Raw genomic sequence first — 433 nt, forward strand, 5'->3', positions numbered from 1 at the left:
GTTGTTCCTCGCAGCGGCGCTCGGAATGTTCCTCGGGTTGGAACGCGAGCGGTCGAGAAAGAGCGCCGGAATGCGGACGTTCACACTGACGAGTCTCCTCGGCGGCGTTGCGGTGGCCATTGGGAGCGACACTCTCCTCGCAATCGGCGGGGTGCTGGTGGTCGTGCAGGCGGTGCTCCTCGGGGGTCGTGGTATCGTCGAACGAAGCGTGGCGCACGGCGATTTCGGGAGGGAAGATTCTGATGATGATTCCGAGGCGGACGACTCCGAGGCAGACAACTTCGGAACGGAAACGGGTCTCCTTGAGACGGACGACTCGGAAAGAACCGGCGACAAAGAAGCGAGTCTATCGCTTACCACGTCGACGTCGCTTCTCGTCGCCTACGCGGTCGGTGCTGCGGTGGTGAGCGGCTACCTCATCGAGGGCGTCGTC

At 63.0% G+C, this 433-nt stretch carries 1 protein-coding gene; it reads left to right on the top strand.

Translation table 11 applies throughout. The features are described 5' to 3' along the window. Nucleotide 1: 1 nt before the first annotated feature. Nucleotides 2-433 (top strand): MgtC/SapB family protein (locus tag DEQ92_RS23010; protein ID WP_233516965.1); only part of this gene is annotated, 432 nt, incomplete at its 3' end.

Origin of the sequence: Haloferax sp. Atlit-6N, assembly GCF_003383195.1 — an archaeon.
Taxonomy (GTDB): domain Archaea; phylum Halobacteriota; class Halobacteria; order Halobacteriales; family Haloferacaceae; genus Haloferax; species Haloferax gibbonsii.